General features: G+C 69.6%; 14 protein-coding genes. 6 read left to right on the forward strand and 8 right to left on the reverse strand.

The features are described from left to right. Positions 1 to 270 precede the first annotated feature (270 nt). Positions 271 to 1,308: an L-glyceraldehyde 3-phosphate reductase gene (gene mgrA / locus OG251_RS25920; protein WP_326679379.1), complete on the reverse strand. Its 1,038-nt coding sequence runs from the start codon at positions 1,306 to 1,308 to the stop codon at positions 271 to 273. A gap of 219 nt (positions 1,309 to 1,527) precedes the next feature. On the opposite strand from mgrA, the gene OG251_RS25925 reads away from it, so the two are divergent. From OG251_RS25925 to OG251_RS25940, 4 genes are all read left to right on the forward strand, one after another. Continuing rightward, positions 1,528 to 2,289 (forward strand): isoprenyl transferase, encoded by a 762-nt coding sequence (locus OG251_RS25925; RefSeq protein WP_073718114.1) that lies wholly within the window; start codon positions 1,528 to 1,530, stop codon positions 2,287 to 2,289. 432 nt (positions 2,290 to 2,721) lie between these two features. Further along, positions 2,722 to 4,044 (forward strand): PhoH family protein, encoded by a 1,323-nt coding sequence (locus OG251_RS25930; protein ID WP_073718113.1) that lies wholly within the window; start codon positions 2,722 to 2,724, stop codon positions 4,042 to 4,044. Positions 4,045 to 4,433: 389 nt separating this feature from the next. Continuing rightward, positions 4,434 to 5,138, forward strand: coding sequence for a lytic transglycosylase domain-containing protein (locus OG251_RS25935; RefSeq protein WP_326679380.1), 705 nt, complete (start codon positions 4,434 to 4,436; stop codon positions 5,136 to 5,138). Between the two features lie 139 nt (positions 5,139 to 5,277). After that, positions 5,278 to 6,687 carry an AI-2E family transporter gene (locus OG251_RS25940; protein ID WP_326679381.1) on the forward strand — a complete coding sequence of 470 codons (1,410 nt, stop codon included), beginning with the start codon at positions 5,278 to 5,280 and terminating at the stop codon, positions 6,685 to 6,687. Positions 6,688 to 6,752: 65 nt separating this feature from the next. On the opposite strand, the gene OG251_RS25945 is transcribed toward OG251_RS25940, so the two are convergent. Next, positions 6,753 to 7,286, reverse strand: a complete 534-nt coding sequence (locus tag OG251_RS25945; RefSeq protein ID WP_073718110.1) for an alkyl hydroperoxide reductase — start codon at positions 7,284 to 7,286, stop codon at positions 6,753 to 6,755. A gap of 12 nt (positions 7,287 to 7,298) precedes the next feature. Continuing rightward, the gene (locus OG251_RS25950; protein ID WP_073718109.1) at positions 7,299 to 7,853 is read right to left on the reverse strand and encodes a peroxiredoxin; all 555 of its coding nucleotides are present in this window, start codon (positions 7,851 to 7,853) and stop codon (positions 7,299 to 7,301) included. Between the two features lie 132 nt (positions 7,854 to 7,985). Here OG251_RS25950 and OG251_RS25955 point away from each other — a divergent pair, with 132 nt between their 5' ends. Further along, entirely contained in the window at positions 7,986 to 8,951 is a 966-nt protein-coding gene (locus OG251_RS25955; protein ID WP_326679382.1) for a hydrogen peroxide-inducible genes activator, read from the forward strand. Between the two features lie 91 nt (positions 8,952 to 9,042). Here the strand turns inward: OG251_RS25955 and OG251_RS25960 are convergent, their stop codons facing one another. From OG251_RS25960 to OG251_RS25980, 5 genes are all read right to left on the reverse strand, one after another. Further along, the gene (locus tag OG251_RS25960; RefSeq protein WP_326679383.1) at positions 9,043 to 11,451 is read right to left on the reverse strand and encodes an ABC transporter permease; all 2,409 of its coding nucleotides are present in this window, start codon (positions 11,449 to 11,451) and stop codon (positions 9,043 to 9,045) included. Then, positions 11,448 to 12,134, reverse strand: coding sequence for an ABC transporter ATP-binding protein (locus tag OG251_RS25965; RefSeq protein WP_326679384.1), 687 nt, complete (start codon positions 12,132 to 12,134; stop codon positions 11,448 to 11,450). Before OG251_RS25965 ends, OG251_RS25960 begins: the two co-directional genes overlap by 4 nt. After that, positions 12,131 to 12,655, reverse strand: a complete 525-nt coding sequence (locus OG251_RS25970) for a PadR family transcriptional regulator (RefSeq protein ID WP_326679385.1) — start codon at positions 12,653 to 12,655, stop codon at positions 12,131 to 12,133. Before OG251_RS25970 ends, OG251_RS25965 begins: the two co-directional genes overlap by 4 nt. 112 nt (positions 12,656 to 12,767) lie before the next feature. Beyond that, positions 12,768 to 13,019: a hypothetical protein gene (locus OG251_RS25975; protein ID WP_326679386.1), complete on the reverse strand. Its 252-nt coding sequence runs from the start codon at positions 13,017 to 13,019 to the stop codon at positions 12,768 to 12,770. Then, complete coding sequence (locus tag OG251_RS25980; protein WP_326679387.1) at positions 13,016 to 13,996, reverse strand: SPFH domain-containing protein; 981 nt, start codon at positions 13,994 to 13,996, stop codon at positions 13,016 to 13,018. Before OG251_RS25980 ends, OG251_RS25975 begins: the two co-directional genes overlap by 4 nt. 222 nt (positions 13,997 to 14,218) lie before the next feature. Between OG251_RS25980 and OG251_RS25985 the strand changes: the two genes are divergently transcribed. Further along, positions 14,219 to 16,459: a transglycosylase domain-containing protein gene (locus OG251_RS25985; protein WP_326679388.1), complete on the forward strand. Its 2,241-nt coding sequence runs from the start codon at positions 14,219 to 14,221 to the stop codon at positions 16,457 to 16,459. Positions 16,460 to 16,607: the final 148 nt, after the last annotated feature.

Here is a 16,607-nt window from a genome sequence, read left to right on the forward strand (position 1 = left end):
AATCCGTCCTCTTCGCGCGAGGCTCCCGGCCGGTGCGTCAAGCCGGCGCCCGCAGCCGTTCGTACGTCCCGGACAGGGCATCAGGGGCCTGCGGTACCCCCGCCCTCCGTCCGGAACGCAGTCCGCCGAATTCGGAGAGTAGTTGTCGAGTGGCGTGGCACGCAGCATCACTTACGAAGGGTTATGGTGGAAACCCCCCCCTCGGGCCGGTCCGTATCCCCCCCACGGACCGGCCCGTTTTTTGTTGGCCGGTGCGGCGACGGCCCGGTGTCAGCTCCGTCCGGCCCAGATGTTGGTCCCCGCGGTGTCCACGGCGAAGGTGTCGATCTCCTTCAACTCCTCGGCGGACAGCGGCGGTGCGGCCAGTGCGGCCACATTCTCCTCCAGCTGCCCCACGCTCGACGCGCCGATCAGGGCGGACGTCATCCGGCTGTCGCGCAGGACCCAGCCGATGGCCAGCTGGGCGAGCGACTGCCCCCGGCGCCGGGCGATGCCGTCGAGTCCGTTGAGGCGGCGGAGCACCTCGTCCGAGAGCAGGTCCGGGTCGAGGGACTTGCCCTGTGTGGCGCGCGAGCCGGCCGGGATGCCCGTCAGGTACTTGTTCGTGAGCAGGCCCTGTGCGAGCGGTACGAAGGAGATGCAGCCCATGCCCGCCGTCTCCAGGGTGCCCAGCAGCCCGTCGTCCTCGATCCAGCGGTTGATCATCGAGTACGAGGGCTGGTGGATCAGGGCCGGGACACCCATCTCCTTGAGCAGCCGGGCGGCCTCGGCGGTCTGCTCCGCGGTGTACGAGGACACCCCCACGTACAGCGCCTTGCCCCGGTGCACGGCGGACGCCAGCGCGCCCATCGTCTCCTCAAGGGGGGTGTCCGGGTCGAAGCGGTGCGAGTAGAAGATGTCGACGTGGTCGAGCCCCATCCGCTTGAGCGAGGCGTCGAGGGAGGACAGCAGGTACTTGCGGGAGCCCCACTCGCCGTACGGGCCGGGGTGCATCTCGTATCCGGCCTTGGTGGAGATGATCAGCTCGTCGCGGTACGGGGCGAAGTCCTGCCGGAACAGCTTGCCGAAGTTGAGCTCGGCGGAGCCGGGCGGCGGGCCGTAGTTATTGGCCAGATCGAAGTGGGTCACGCCGAGGTCGAAGGCGCGGCGGAGGATCGCCCGCTGGGAATCCAGCGCGCGGTCGTCCCCGAAGTTGTGCCAGAGGCCGAGCGAGAGCGCGGGCAGTCTGAGACCGCTGCGGCCGGTGCGGCGGTACTCCATGGAGTCGTAGCGCGAGCCGGCGGCGCGGTAGGGAAGAGAATCAGTCACGTTTGTCTCTTTATCACGGTGTTGTGACAGACCGGGTTGGGCCCCCGTGACCCGCTCGCAGTAATGTGGCGGCTTCGGGGAATGCCGATGTGCGGCGCGGTGAATACCTGCGGACCGTGCGGACCTTGTGGCGATCCCCCCACGGGGGGACGGGCCCCGTACCCCCGGCGACGGGGCGGACGGGCCTGCGGCCCGTACGGAACCGAGAGGGTGAACTCAGTGAACTTGCGTGACCTGGTGTACGGGCTCTACGCGCGCCGGGTGGAAGGCCGCCTGGATCACGCCCAGGTACCGAAACACATCGGGGTCATCCTCGACGGCAACCGGCGATGGGCGAAGGCGTCCGGCGGTTCGGCCGTGCAGGGGCACCAGGCAGGTGCGGACAAGATCTCCGATCTGCTCGGCTGGTGCAGTGAGACCGATGTCGAGGTCGTCACCCTCTGGCTGCTTTCCACGGACAACTTCGACCGGCCCGAGGCCGAGCTGATCCCCCTCCTGGGCATCATCGAGAACACCGTGCGCAACCTCGCGGCGGACGGGCGGTGGCGGGTCCATCACGTCGGCACGCTCGACCTCCTGCCGGCCCGTACGCAGACCGTCCTCAAGGAGGCGCAGGAGGCGACGTCCGATATCGACGGAATAATCGTCAATGTCGCAGTCGGCTACGGTGGCCGCCAGGAGATCGCGGACGCGGTCAGGTCGCTCCTGCTGGAGCACTCGGAGAAGGGCACGACGTTCGAGGAGCTGGCGGAGGTCGTCTCCACCGACCTGATCTCCGAGCACCTCTACACCCGCGGGCAGCCGGACCCGGACCTGGTGATCCGTACCAGCGGGGAACAGCGGCTGTCGGGCTTCATGCTCTGGCAGAGCGCGCATTCGGAGTACTACTTCTGCGAAGTCTTCTGGCCGGCCTTCCGCAAGGTCGACTTCCTTCGCGCGCTGCGTGACTACGCGGCACGCGGCAGGCGCTACGGCGCCTGAGCGCGCCCCCGCGCGTACCCGTCCCGCACGCCCTCTGCGCCCCCGCGTACCCACTCCTCTATATAGGGGTCCCGCGGGGGTTTCGCAGTGCTGCGCGAAGGTGCCGGAACCGGGCCGTCACCCCACGTCCACCAGGACTGTTCCGCACCGTGTCATATGCGGGGGCATGGCTTCGCGTGTTCGAGGGAATACCCCTGACAGGTCGACGTCCGGTCAGTAACCAGGCGGATGTCGTATCCAAGTGAGCGGCACCCAGCCCGCTCGCCCGGGAGGCCCTTTGCACACGAAGGACCGTACGTATCGTGCGGCCGACGCGGAGGGCCGGCGTTCGGCCCTCGCGCAGGGTCCAGAACCCGGTCCGTCCTCTCCCTTTGGGAAGTTCCGCGACGTCCGTCGCACTCCCCGACCTCGTCCGAGGGGGTACGTCCTTCCGTGGTGACCAGCACTAAGCGCCGCATGCCCGACAGGCGCACCTATGTTCTCGACACCAGCGTCCTGCTGGCCGACCCCAACGCCATGGCCCGCTTCGACGAGCACGAAGTCGTGCTGCCGATCGTGGTGGTCACGGAGTTGGAGGCCAAACGGCACCATCCCGAGCTCGGGTACTTCGCCCGGCAGGCGCTCCGCCTGCTGGACGACTTCCGGGTCCGGTACGGCCGACTGGATGCCCCGATCCCGCTCGGGGATCTGGGCGGGACGCTCCGTGTCGAACTCAACCACTCCGATCCCGGCGTACTGCCCGCCGGCTACCGGTTGGGGGACAACGACTCACGGATTCTCGCGGTCGCGCGCAACCTCCAGGCCGAGGGGTACGACGTCACCGTCGTCTCCAAGGACCTCCCGTTGCGGATCAAGGCGTCCTCGGTCGGCCTCCTCGCCGAGGAGTACCGCGCCGAACTCGCCATCACCGACTCCGGCTGGACCGGCATGTCCGAACTGTCCCTCTCCGGGGAGCAGGTGGACCTGCTGTTCGGCGAGGAGACGCTCTACATCCCGGAGGCGGCCGAGCTGCCCGTGCACACCGGACTGGTCCTCCAGTCGGAGCGCGGCAAGGCGCTCGGCCGGGTCACCCCCGAGGGCAATGTGCGGCTGGTGCGGGGCGACCGGGAGGCCTTCGGGATCCACGGCCGCAGCGCCGAGCAGCGGATCGCCCTGGATCTGCTCCTCGACCAGGACGTCGGCATCGTGTCGCTGGGCGGCCGGGCGGGCACCGGCAAGTCGGCCCTGGCACTCTGCGCGGGGCTGGAAGCGGTGCTGGAGCGTCAGCAGCACAAGAAGGTGATGGTCTTCCGTCCGCTCTACGCGGTCGGCGGGCAGGAGCTCGGCTATCTCCCCGGCAGCGAGGCCGAGAAGATGAGCCCCTGGGCGCAGGCCGTCTTCGACACGCTCTCGGCGGTCGCCGGGCGCGAGGTGATCGAGGAGGTGCTGGGGCGCGGGATGCTGGAGGTCCTGCCGCTCACCCACATCCGGGGCCGTTCGCTCCACGACGCGTTCGTGATCGTGGACGAGGCGCAGTCGCTCGAACGGAATGTCCTGCTGACCGTGTTGTCACGGATCGGGGCGAATTCCCGTGTGGTGCTCACGCATGACGTGGCACAGCGGGACAACCTCAGGGTCGGGCGGTACGACGGAGTCGTCGCCGTCGTCGAGAAGCTGAAGGGCCATCCGCTCTTCGCCCATGTCACGCTGACACGCTCCGAGCGTTCGCAGATCGCCGCACTGGTGACCGAAATGCTGGAGGAAGGCCAGATCTGACACGGGATGACCCATTGATGCCGCCCGGCGAGCCAAGGAGCTTAGCCGGGCGGCTTCGTGTTGTGCCGTCATTTCCACGAAACGGAGCACCCAAACGAGGTGTGAGCTTTCCCACGCAACACAGAATTGCCTCACGCGTTCCCGTCGGGCAGAGTCTTGCTTCCGTCAGGCCCCGCATACGGCACACAGGCACCTCCAGAGGTGCCGCACACCACACAACTCAACAATCGCCGTCCGTATGCCGCCCGCGAGCACCACGCGGCACTCCTCGCAAGGGAGATGCCCACCGGGCCCGTGCCTCCCGTGACCCAAGCAGTAGGGAGGCCAGTGTCAAGGGCACGATTGCGCCCGCGAGGTCACCTAAGCGGGCGATGCTGGAAGGACACCGTGTGAGCCGGATCTCGGTCCGGGGGTTCGCCGTGGCATCTGCCACCGCGGTCACCACCGTAGGCGCCGTCGTAGGCGTTGCTTCGGGCAGCACTCCCGCTGCCGACGACAACAACTTCGAGACGGCCGCAGCCGACACCACGCTGCTCGCAGACATCCCCGCGGGCCAGCAGGCCCAGGTGCAGACCGCTTCGCTCACGCAGCAGGCCGATGCCCAGGCATCCGCCGCGGACGCCGCCGCGAAGAAGTCCGCCGAGGAGACGGCCCGCATCCAGGCCGCCAAGGACGCCAAGTCGAAGAAGCAGGCGGCCGAGGACAAGCTGGAGGCCGAGCGTCAGAAGAAGAAGGACGACGCGGAGCGTGCGAGCCGTTCGTCCGTCCGTGACGCCTCCTCCTTCTCCGCGCAGGGCTCGTACAGCGTGGCCGAAGTCCAGGCGATGGCCCGCCAGATGATCCCCGCGGACCAGTTCCAGTGCTTCAGCAACATCGTGAACCACGAGTCGACCTGGAACTACCGGGCGAGCAACCCGTCCTCCGGGGCGTACGGGCTCGTCCAGGCGCTCCCGGGCTCCAAGATGTCGTCCGCCGGTGCCGACTGGCAGACCAACCCGGCCACCCAGATCAAGTGGGGCCTCAGCTACATGGACGGCCGCTACGGCAGCCCGTGCGGCGCCTGGTCCTTCTGGCAGGCCAACCACTGGTACTAGGACGAGTGGCGGAGCTGCAGGTTCCGCCCTCAACCCCGTGAAGCCCCCCGCCGTCCTACGGTGGGGGGCTTCACGCGTGTACGGTCACCATCGGACGTCCCGTGGGAGTGACGGGACGATCGTGGGGGAAGGGACCAGAATGTCGAAATTGCCGAGGTGGCTCGGGCGGGTCGGTGCCGAACTGACCGAGCTGGGCACGCGCCTGGACGAGCGGCGGGCGCAGGCCGAGTCCGACGACGACGAACGCGCGTCGCGCAGCCGGAGCGAGGCGGCCGGCGGTGAGCCGGAGACCGGGGCTCCCGGATCGGTGCCCGCACCACCCTCGTACGCCCCCTCCGTCGCCGCCAGGCCCGATCCGGTCGCGGCGATTCCGTGGGGGATGCGGGTCGCGGCCGAGGCCGGCTGGCGGCTGCTGGTCCTGGCGGGCACGCTCTGGGTGATGATGCGGGTCATCAGCGCCGTGCAGCTCGTCGTGCTGGCCTTCGTCGCGGCTCTGCTCGTCACCGCGATGCTCCAGCCGACCGTGGTCCGGCTGCGGCGGCTCGGGCTGCCGCGCGGGCTCGCCACCGCCGTCACCGCGATTCTCGGCTTCGTCATCATGGGGCTGGTCGGCTGGTTCGTGGTGTGGCAGGTGATGGACAACCTCGACACGCTGTCCGACAAGGTCCGCGCCGGTATCGACGAGCTGAAGCAGTGGCTGCTCGACAGCCCCTTCCATGTCACCGAGTCGCAGATCAACGACATCGCGAAGAACCTCAGCGACACCATCGGCACCAACACCGAGGAGATCACCTCCGCCGGGCTCCAGGGCGTCACCGTGATGGTGGAGTTCCTCACCGGGATGCTGCTGGCGATGTTCTCGACGCTCTTCCTCCTGTACGACGGGAAGCGCATCTGGCACTGGGTGCTCAAGCTCGTGCCCGCCCAGGCGCGGCCGGGCGTCGCGGGCGCCGGCCCGCGCGCCTGGCGCACACTGACCGCCTATGTGCGGGGCACGGTGATCGTCGCGCTGATCGACGCGATCTTCATCGGGCTGGGGATCTACTGCCTCGATGTGCCGATGGCGGTACCGCTGGCCGTCTTCATCTTCCTGTTCGCCTTCATCCCGCTGGTCGGCGCCGTGGTCTCCGGGGCCCTCGCGGTGGTCGTCGCACTGGTCACCGAGGGCGTGTTCACCGCACTGCTGGTGCTGGCCGTGGTCCTTCTGGTGCAGCAGATCGAGGGCCACATCCTCCAGCCGTTCATCCTCGGCCGCGCGGTCCGGGTCCATCCGCTGGCCGTGGTCCTCTCGGTCGCCGCGGGCGGCATGATCGCGGGCATCGGCGGCGCGGTGGTCGCCGTACCGCTGGTCGCCGTGACCAATACGGTGGTCGGCTATCTGCGGGCGTACGGGCGGGAGGAGGCCCGGCGCCGCATGCCACCGTCCCAGGGGGCCTCGGCGCTCGCGGTGGCAGCGGTCCCGGCGCCGGGGCCGCTCTCCAAGGATTCGGACGCGCTTCCCGCGGACGAGGACGAGGACCAGGACGGCGACGGCGCACCGCAGAAGTGAAAAGAAGGGCCCCGAAGACGGTCGGTCGTCCTCGGGGCCCTTCTCGTATCAGGGGTACTGCGGTGTTACTCGGCGAGCACGGCCTCGGCATCGAGGGTCACGCCGACCGCCTGGATCACCGAAGCAATCTTGACGGCTTCCTGAATGGTCTCACGGTCCACGCCGGCCTTGCGCAGCACCTGCTCGTGGGAGTCGAGGCACTGGCCGCAGCCGTTGATCGCGGAGACGGCGAGCGACCACAGCTCGAAGTCGACCTTCTCCACGCCCGGATTGCCGATGACGTTCATCCGCAGGCCCGCACGGAGCGTGCCGTACTCCGGGTCCGACAGCAGGTGCCGGGTCCGGTAGAAGACGTTGTTCATCGCCATGACGGCGGCGGCCGACTTCGCCGCGGTGTACGCCTCGGCGGAGAGGTTGGCCTTGGCCTCCGGCTCCAGCTCGCGCAGCACCTTCGGCGAGCGCGAGGCGATCGCGCAGGCGAGGACGGTGCCCCAGAGCTGCTGCTGCGGGAGATCGCTGTTGCCTATGACCGAACCGAGGTTCAGCTTCAGGTCCTTGGCGAAGTCCGGAACGGCGGCCTTCAGTTCGTCGAGTGCCATGTCGGTGTCAGCTCACTCGCCCGAGAGGAGCGCGACCGGGTCCAGGGTGTTCTCGCCCTTGGTCCAGTTGCAGGGGCACAGCTCGTCGGTCTGCAGGGCGTCGAGGACCCGCAGGACCTCCTTGGGGTTACGGCCCACGGAACCGGCGGTCACCATCGTGAACTGGATCTCGTTGTTCTGGTCGACGATGAAGACGGCGCGCTGGGCGAAGCCGTCCTCGCCCTCGATGCCGAGGTCACGCATGAGCTCGTGCTTCGAGTCGGCCAGCATCGGGAAGGGCAGGTCGGTCAGGTCCGGGTGGTCCTTGCGCCAGGCGTGGTGCACGAACTCGGAGTCACCGGAGAAGCCGAGGATCTGCGCGTCGCGGTCGGCGAACTCCTCGTTCAGCTTGCCGAAGGCGGCGATCTCGGTGGGGCACACGAAGGTGAAGTCCTTCGGCCACGCGAAGACGATCTTCCACTTGCCCTCGTAGGTCTTGTGGTCGATCTGCTCGAACTCCTTGCCGCTCTCCAGCGAAACACAAGCAGTCAGGTCGAACTCGGGGAACTTGTCACCGACAGTGAGCACGCGCTCTCCTTGCAGCGTAGGAATTCCCTTTTTGGGGGAGTTCCTGAGGGTTGGACGAGTCCCACCTTGGCACAGAGTGCATTGATCACGGAAATAGCTACACTCGGTCGCGATGATCGGAGGTGCCTATCAGTGGCCCAGGGTAATCAGGGCAACCGGCCCAAACAGCCCAGTCTCTCGCAGCTGCGCGCCTTCACGGCCGTCGCGGAACATCTGCACTTCAGGGACGCGGCGGCAGCAATCGGGATGAGTCAGCCGGCACTCTCCGGAGCCGTATCGGCACTGGAGGAGGCACTGGGTGTCCAGCTCATCGAGCGTACGACGCGCAAGGTACTGCTCTCGCCCGCCGGAGAGCGGCTCGCGGTGCGGGCCAGGGCGGTGCTGGAGGCCGTCGGCGAGCTGATGGAGGAGGCGGAGGCGGTCCGGGCGCCCTTCACCGGAGTGCTCCGGCTCGGCGTGATCCCGACCGTCGCCCCGTATCTGCTGCCGACCGTGCTCCGGCTGGTCCATGAGCGCTACCCGGACCTCGACCTCCAGGTCCACGAGGAACAGACGTCCTCGCTGCTGGAGGGGCTGGCCGCCGGACGGCTGGACCTGCTGCTGCTCGCCGTGCCGCTGGGGGTGCCCGGGGTGAGTGAACTTCCCCTGTTCGACGAGGACTTCGTTCTCGTCATGGAGCAGCGGCACTGGCTGGGCGGCCGCGCCGACATTCCCCGCGAGGCCCTGCGCGAGCTGCCGCTGCTCCTTCTCGACGAGGGGCACTGCCTGCGGGACCAGGCCCTGGACATCTGTCGCGAGGCGGGGCGTACGGAGGGGGCGCCGGTGACCACGACCGCCGCCGGGCTCTCCACCCTGGTGCAGCTGGTCGCGGGCGGGCTCGGGGTCACGCTGCTGCCCCGCACCGCGGTGACCGTGGAGACCGCGCGCAACGAGGCGCTGGCGACCGGGTACTTCGCGGAACCGGCGCCCTCGCGGCGGGTGGCGCTGGCGATGCGGAGCGGGACGGCGCGGCACGAGGAGTTCGAGGAGCTCGCCGCCGCACTGCGGGAGGCGATGGCGGTGCTGCCGGTACGGGTGTCGGCCGCCGGCGGCGGCTGAGGGGCGGCCCCGCCGGGCGGCCGGACACGGCTGAGAGGCGGCCCGCCCCGTACGCGGTCCGCCCCTCGTTCCCGTCCGGTGACCGGGCGGGCTACTCCGTACGCAGCCCGTCCGGGCGCATCAGGCGCCACAGCGAGGGCAGCGACAACAGCGTCACCAGCAGGATCAGCCCCGCGCCCGCGCCCACCATCGGCAGGAACAGCAACCAGTCGGAGACCGTCTTCCCGATCATCCAGGTCAGCGTCGCCCCGAGCGCCAGACCGCCCAGGACCGCCACCGCGAGACCGATCACCACCGGCACCGCGGTCTGCCACAGCACCGACCAGCCGAGCGTCGTACGCCGGGTGCCGAAGGCCACCAGGACCGACAGCAGCCGCCTGCGCTCCCGCAGCTGCTCCAGCTGGGAGACCAGCATGGAGGCGGCGATCAGCAGCAGCACCACGGACGCCCCCACCTGGAGGCCGGTCTGGACGCTGGCGTACTGGCGGTCGCGCTCCACCGAGTCGAGCGTGACGAAGCGCATGCCGGGATCGATCCTGGCCGCCGTGTTGCGTACGTACTCGGCGACGTCCGGCACGCTCTTGTCGACCCGGATCTGGGCGGTGATCGTCGCGCCGGGCAGCGTGCCCGCGTCGATCGCGCCGGTGGTGGCCATGATCCCCCAGTGGGGGGTGCCCATCGGGTCGTTGCGCCCCGTCACGGTCGGGGAGTCGGCGGGCAGCGTCCACCGCACCGGCTTGCCGCTCCCGGAGCCGATCTCGACCACCTTGCCCTTGCGGGCGGCCTGGTCGACCCAGTGGGACATGTCCTTGTCGCCCGCCGGGTGGACGACAAAGGTGTCGCCGTCCTCGCAGGCGTCGATCCGGGCCAGCTCGCGCAGGGTGTCGCAGGTGCCGATGGTCAGCGAGGTGGTGGGCTCGATCTCGTCCTCGGCGTAGACGCCGGGCTTGGACGCGTACGCCTCCACCGAACCGATGACCACCTCCACGCCCTTGGTGGCGCGGAACTGTTCGATGGTCGAGGTCGCCGCCGCACCCGTGACGTCCTCGGAGTAGGTGGCGAACTGGGCCCGCGAGGGGTCCTGGCCGGTCATCCGGTTGAAGTCGGCGTTCATCGCGGCGAACATCATCTGCAGGGCGATCGCTCCCGCCACCGCCACCGTGACCCCGCTGACCGCGCGGGACGCGGCCCCGCTGCTCAACTGGAGCCTGCGGGTGGCGAGCTGCCAGGGCACCGGGCCGCCGCGCAGCCGGTTCACGCACGCCTCGACCAGCCACGGCAGCAGCAGGGCGAGCCCGACCAGCACCAGCACGGCACCGCCCGCGATCGGGAACGGGTTCACCGGCGCGTACTCGTCGATCCGGCCCGTGAATCCGAGCACCGCCAGACCGGCCAGCGGCAGCAGCAGGCGCCACCAGAGCCGTCGGCCCCGCTCACGCCCCCGGCGTACGACACCGAGCGGCTCGATCACCACGGACCGCATCGCCGCCAGGGTGACGAACACGGCCGTCAGCGGCACCGCCACCACGATCAGCACGACCAGCAGGGGATCGGGCACCAGGTCGGCCGGGAACGCGCTGACGTCCCAGATCTCCACCGCGCCGACGAACTGCCGCCCCACCAGGAAGAACCCCAGGCCGAACAGCAGCCCGAGCAGCGCGCCGAACAGGGCCTCCCCGGCGGCGATGCGCCGGGTCGTCCGGATGTCCGCGCCGACCAGACGCAGCGCGGCCAGCCGTCGGTCGCGCCGGTCACCGCCGAATCGCACGGCCGTGGCGATGAAGATCGCGACCGGCGCCAGCAGCACGACGCAGACCATGATGACGAGCACGATCAGCAGCGGCGGCAGGGGGTCGCCCTCGCGCTCGTCGCCGTACGCGCCGATCCGGTGGCCGCCCTTGGCCGCCGTCAGGGTGTCGCTGCCCGCGTAGTAGAGAAGCTCACCGGGGGAGCGCAGTCCGGCATCACCGATCGTGCCGGTGATCTTGTAGGGCAGCCGCTCCCGCAGCAGTTCGCTGTCCGGGTCGGCGAGCAGTTCCTTCAGGGCGGGGGAGGCGATCATCTGGTCCGCCCCGGGGAAACGGTCGACCCCCGGCGGGCGGACGGGCGTCGAGCCGTCCGCCCGCATCAGATACCCCTCGACGGTCCGGTCGTGGAAGTCGGTGGTCGTGTTGATCCGCAGCACCGAACTGTCCGACTTCGGGGCCTGCGCGTCGGGCGAGCTGGAGATCCGCGCCTCGCTGCGTGCCTGATCCCGCGCGGAGCGCGCGTCGAGCAGATGCGGTACGGAGGAGGCGAGCAGCAGCAGCGCGACCCCGAGGCCGACGCCGACGGCGGTCAGCAGCGTACGGGCCCAGCCCTCGCGGCCCCCGGCGGCGGCGAACCGGATGCCGAGGCCGAGGTCGCGGAGGATCGCCGCGACCCGTGAGGGCGGTGCGGGGCGCGCGATGGGCTGTGGCCGTCCGCCGGACGGGGCCTTCTTCTCGTCGAGCACGGTCATGCGGAGTGCTCCAGGTCGCGGGCGCGGCCGTCGCGCACGGTGACGTCACGGTCGGAGTAGGCGGCGACCCGGGCCTCGTGCGTCACCAGCACCACGGCGACGTTGGCGGACCGGGCGGCCTCGGTGAGCAGCTCCATGACCCGCTCGCCGTTCAGGGAGTCCAGCGCGCCGGTCGGCTCGTCCGCGAAGATCACCTTCGGGGAGGCGGCCAGCGCACGGGCCACGGCGACGCGCTGGCCCTGACCGCCGGATACCTCGCCGGGACGTTTGTCGCCGAGGTCGTCGACCTCCAGGCGCTCCATCCATTCGAGGGCGGTGCGCTCGGCCGCCTTGCGCTTGACGCCGTCGAGCCGGAGCGGCAGGGCGACGTTCTCCACGCAGGTCAGCTCCGGGACGAGCTGGCCGAACTGGAACACGAATCCGAAATCGCTGCGGCGCAGGGCGCTGCGCTCGGCGTCGGACATCGCCGACAGTTCGCGGCCCGCGTAGGTGATGGTGCCCGAGTCGGGGGTGATGATGCCGGCGAGGCAGTGCAGCAGGGTGGACTTGCCGGAGCCGGAGGGGCCCATCACGGCGACGACCTCGCCCGGGTGGATGGAGAACGAGGCGCCGTCCAGGGCCGGCGTCGAACCGTAGGTCTTGCGCAGGTCGTGGGCGGCGAGCAGGGAGCCGTCGGGGATCACTTGGCCACCACCTCGGCGAGCCGGTCGAGCCGAGCGCCGGTCAGTTCCAGCCAGCGCAGGTCGGCCTCCAGGTGGAACAGCGCGTGGTCGCAGATCAGCTGGTCGGCGAGGTCGCCCCGGCGCTTGCGGTCGGTGAGGATGCGCATCAGACGCAGGTGCTCCATACGTTGGGTGTCCAGCAGATCGGCGGCGCTGCGACCGGTCAGGAGCGCCAGGACGACCTTCGTGTACAGGGTCGACTGAAGGTAAGGTTCCGGTTTCTCCGGCTGGGTGAGCCAGGTGGAGACATCCGTGATCCCGGCGTCGGTGATCGCGTACCGCTTGCGCTCGGGACCGCCGTCGCTCTCGACCCCGTCGACCACGACGAGCCCGTTCTTCAGCAGCCGGGACATGGTCGAGTAGACCTGCCCGTAGTGCAGGGGTCGGTCGTGGCCGAACTTCTCGTCGAACGTGCGCTTGAGGTCGTAGCCGTGGCGCGGGCCGGACTCCAGGAGTCCGAGGAGGGTGTGACCGATTGACATGCCAGGCACTCTACATGGCATGTATACCTTCGGTGTATACCGGGGCTGCGAGGGTGCCCGCCGCGTGGGAGACGGGCGGCGGTGCTGCCTCGGTGGAGCTCCGGTGAGGCCCTCAGTCGCCGGACGGTTCCGGCTTCGGCGGGCGGCCCCGCCGGGCGATCGGCGCCGCCGAGCCCGGCAGACGGCCCGCCTCCGCCAGGGCCCGCCGCAGCAGGAACTCGATCTGCGCGTTCGCGCTGCGCAGTTCGTCGGAGGCCCAGCGGGCCAGCGCGTCATGCACCGCGGGGTCCAGCCGCAGCAGCATCTGCTTGCGCTGCTGCGGCCGGGAAGCGGGAGTGCGCCGGGGAGGCGTCTCGTCGGTCACTGGTAGAGCGTGCCCGTATTGAGGACCGGCTGCGCCGCACGGTCACCGCACAGCACCACCATGAGGTTGCTGACCATGGCCGCCTTGCGCTCCGCGTCGAGCTCGACGATGTCCTGCTCGGCGATCCGGGTCAGGGCCATCTCGACCATGCCGACCGCTCCTTCCACGATCTGCTGACGGGCCGCGACGACCGCGCCCGCCTGCTGGCGCTGGAGCATCGCGGACGCGATCTCGGGGGCGTACGCGAGATGGCTGAAGCGCGACTCGATGATCAGGACGCCCGCGGCCTGCACCCGGGCGGTGAGTTCCACGGCCAGCTTCTCGGTGATCTCCTCCGCGTTGCCGCGCAGGGAGAGGGCGGCCTCGTCGTGGGCGTCGTAGGGGTACTCGATCGCGATGTGCCGGACGGCCGCCTCGGTCTGGGTGGCGACGAACTCCAGGAAGTCGTCGACCTCGAAGAGCGCCTGCGCGGTGTCCTCGACCTTCCACACGACGATCGCCGCGAGCTCGATCGGGTTGCCGTAGGCGTCGTTGACCTTGAGAACGGCTGTCTCGTGGTTGCGGACCCGGGTGGAGATCTTCCGGCTGGAGGTCAGCGGATTGATCCAGCGCAGCCCGTCGGAGCGGATCGTGCCGACGTACCGGCCGAAGAGCTGGATCACGCGGGCCTCGCCCGGAGCGACCATCTTCACACCGCTCATGCAGAAGAAGGAGGCGATGACGAGGAGCAGTCCGAGGATGAGGAGCGGGACTCCGGCGCCGTTGTGGCCGTTCGCGCCGAGCACGCCGCCGAGGATCGCGACGCCGACGCCGAGGAGCACCCCCAGCACCGTCAGCAGCAGGCCGAGGCCGCCCGGGATGGAGTGCGCGGTCACCTCTCTGACCTGCGGGGCGGGCATGTCCGGGGCGTCCGGCGTGAGGCCGGAAGGGGTGCCGGCCGGGGTGGCCGGGCCGGAGTGGTCGTGCTGTTCGGTCATGAGGTCCCCCGAGTCGTGCGGCCGGCGGCCGCGCTATCAATGTGATTTCACATTAATGGATTTCGCAACCCTGCGCACCTCTCGTGAGTCGGTTCCTTAGGGAACAGGTGCTGATTGTCACGTCCGGAAAAGACCGGATCACTTGCTTTTTGTCCACGCCGACGGTGTTAGCTGGCTGGGCTGAGCGAGCTGGTCGAGCAGAGAAACAGGAGCGAAACGGCAATGGGTCGAGCGGATGCGCGACGAGCCCGGGCGCGAGGATCGCGTCGGGCTGCGAAGAGCGGCGGCATACGCAGACTCTTCACCTGGAAGAAGCTGCTCGGCACCTTCTTCGGGCTGTGCCTGCTGGTCATGGGCGCCTTCGTGGCGCTCTATGTGTACGTGGACGTGCCCGAGGCCAACGCCATGGCGGAGCGGCAGAGCAACGTCTACAAGTACAGCGACGGCTCGCTCCTCGCCCGGGACGGCAAGGGCGTCAACCGCCAGATCGTGGACCTCGCCGTCGTGCCCAAGGAGGTGCAGCACACCTTCGTCGCCGCCGAGAACAAGTCCTTCTACGACGACCAGGGCGTCGACCTGAAGGGCACCACCCGCGGTCTGCTCAACACCCTCAGCGGCAAGGGCAAGCAGGGTGGCTCGACCATCACCCAGCAGTACGTGAAGAACTACTACCTGACGCAGGACGCGACCGTGAGCCGCAAGCTCAAGGAGCTCGTGATCTCCCTCAAGGTCGACCAGAAGAAGAGCAAGAGCTTCATCCTCGCCGGGTACATCAACACCGCGTACTACGGCCGGGGAGCCAGCGGCGTCCAGGCCGCCGCGCAGGCGTACTACGGCGTCGACGCCAAGGACCTCGACGTCTCCCAGGGCGCCTATCTCGCCTCGCTGCTCCAGGCGCCCAGTCAGTACGACTGGGCCGTCGCCAGCGAGACCGGGAAGCGGCTGGTCTCCGAACGCTGGGCGTACACCCTCGACAACATGGTCGAGATGGGCTGGCTCGACCCCGCCGAGCGCGCCAAGCAGAAGTTCCCCGTTCCGCAGAAGCCCAAGCCCGCCCCCGGCATGGAGGGCCAGACCGGCTATCTGGTGGAGGCGGCGAACCAGGAGCTGAGGAAGCAGGGCCTCACCGACGAGGCCCGTGAGGCCGGTGGCTGGACCTTCACGCTGAACATCGACAAGAAGCGCCAGAAGCAGCTGGAGAAGTCGGTCGAGGACCAGCTGGAGTCCAAGCTCGACCGCGAGGGGAACAAGGTCGACGCCACCGTCCAGGCGGGCGCCACCTCCGTGAACCCGAAGAACGGTGCCGTGGTCGCGCTGTACGGCGGCGTCGGGGCCACCCAGCACTGGATATCCAACGCCACCCGCCAGGACTACCAGCCCGCCTCCACCTTCAAGCCGCTGGTGCTCGCCTCCGCCCTGGAGAACGAGGCGAAGACCCAGGACGGCGATCTGATCGGGCTGAACACGGTCTACGACGGCACCAGCAGGCGCCCCGTCGTCGGCAGCGACACCCCGTTCAAGCCGCAGAACGAGGACGACCGGTCCTACGGCCCCATCAGTGTCCAGAAGGCGCTGAACAGCTCGGTCAACTCGGTCTTCGCGCAGATGGTCGTCGACGTCACCCCCGCCGCGGTGAAGCGGACCGCGCTCGGCCTCGGCGTACCGGACAAGAACTTCCCCGAGCGCCCCGCGATCACGCTGGGCACGATGAACGCCTCGACCTGGGACATGGCCGGCGCGTACGCCACCCTGGACAACCACGGCAAGCAGGTCACCCCGCACATCGTGAAGTCCGCCGAGCACCGCAGCCTCACGGCGAAGACGGTCGACGGCATCGGCAAGCAGGTGATTAGCCGCAAGTCGGCCGACACCGTGACCTCCGGGCTGACCGGGGTCGTCGACGCCGGTTCCGGCCGGGCGGCCAACACCTCCGCGTACGACGCGGCGGGCAAGACGGGCACCTCGGAGAACAACAAGTCGGCCTGGTTCGCCGGCTACACCCCGGAGCTCACCACGGTCGTGGCGCTCTTCGGCGAGTCGGCCAAGGACGGCGGCGGTCAGGTCAGCCTGACGGGTACCGCCAACTCCGGCCGGGCCAACGGCGGCGGCTTCCCGGCGGAGATCTGGGCGGACTACACGCTCGGCGCGCTGGGCGGCGGCTCGAACGCGCAGTTCGATCTGCAGGACGTCGAGCGCGGTGAGGTCACGCCGAGCGACAGCCCCTCCTCGACGCCCTCGGAGTCCACGAAGCCCAGCGAGACCCCGCCCACCCCGTCGGGGACGCCGTCCGGGACGCCCAGCGGCCCGCCCACGGGCCAGAGCTCACCTCCCGTCACGCCGTCCGAGAGCACGTCGGTCACTCCCAGCGAGTCGCCCGACCTGCCGCCGGACCCGGGGGACGGAGAGGGCCAGCCGGGCGAGCGGCCGGGCAACAGCAACAGCAACGATCTGTTCGGCCGGTGAGAGCGGGCCGGTCAGGGCATGACCGGCCCGGTACATGATGCGGCCGGGCGTGTGACGCGGCCCGGAGCGTGACGCCATCGCGGCCGGGCGTGTGACGCGGCCGAGGACATGACGAGGGGGCGGTGCCGACCGGCACCGCCCCCTCGTC

This window comes from Streptomyces sp. NBC_01237, from assembly GCF_035917275.1.
GTDB lineage: Bacteria > Actinomycetota > Actinomycetes > Streptomycetales > Streptomycetaceae > Streptomyces.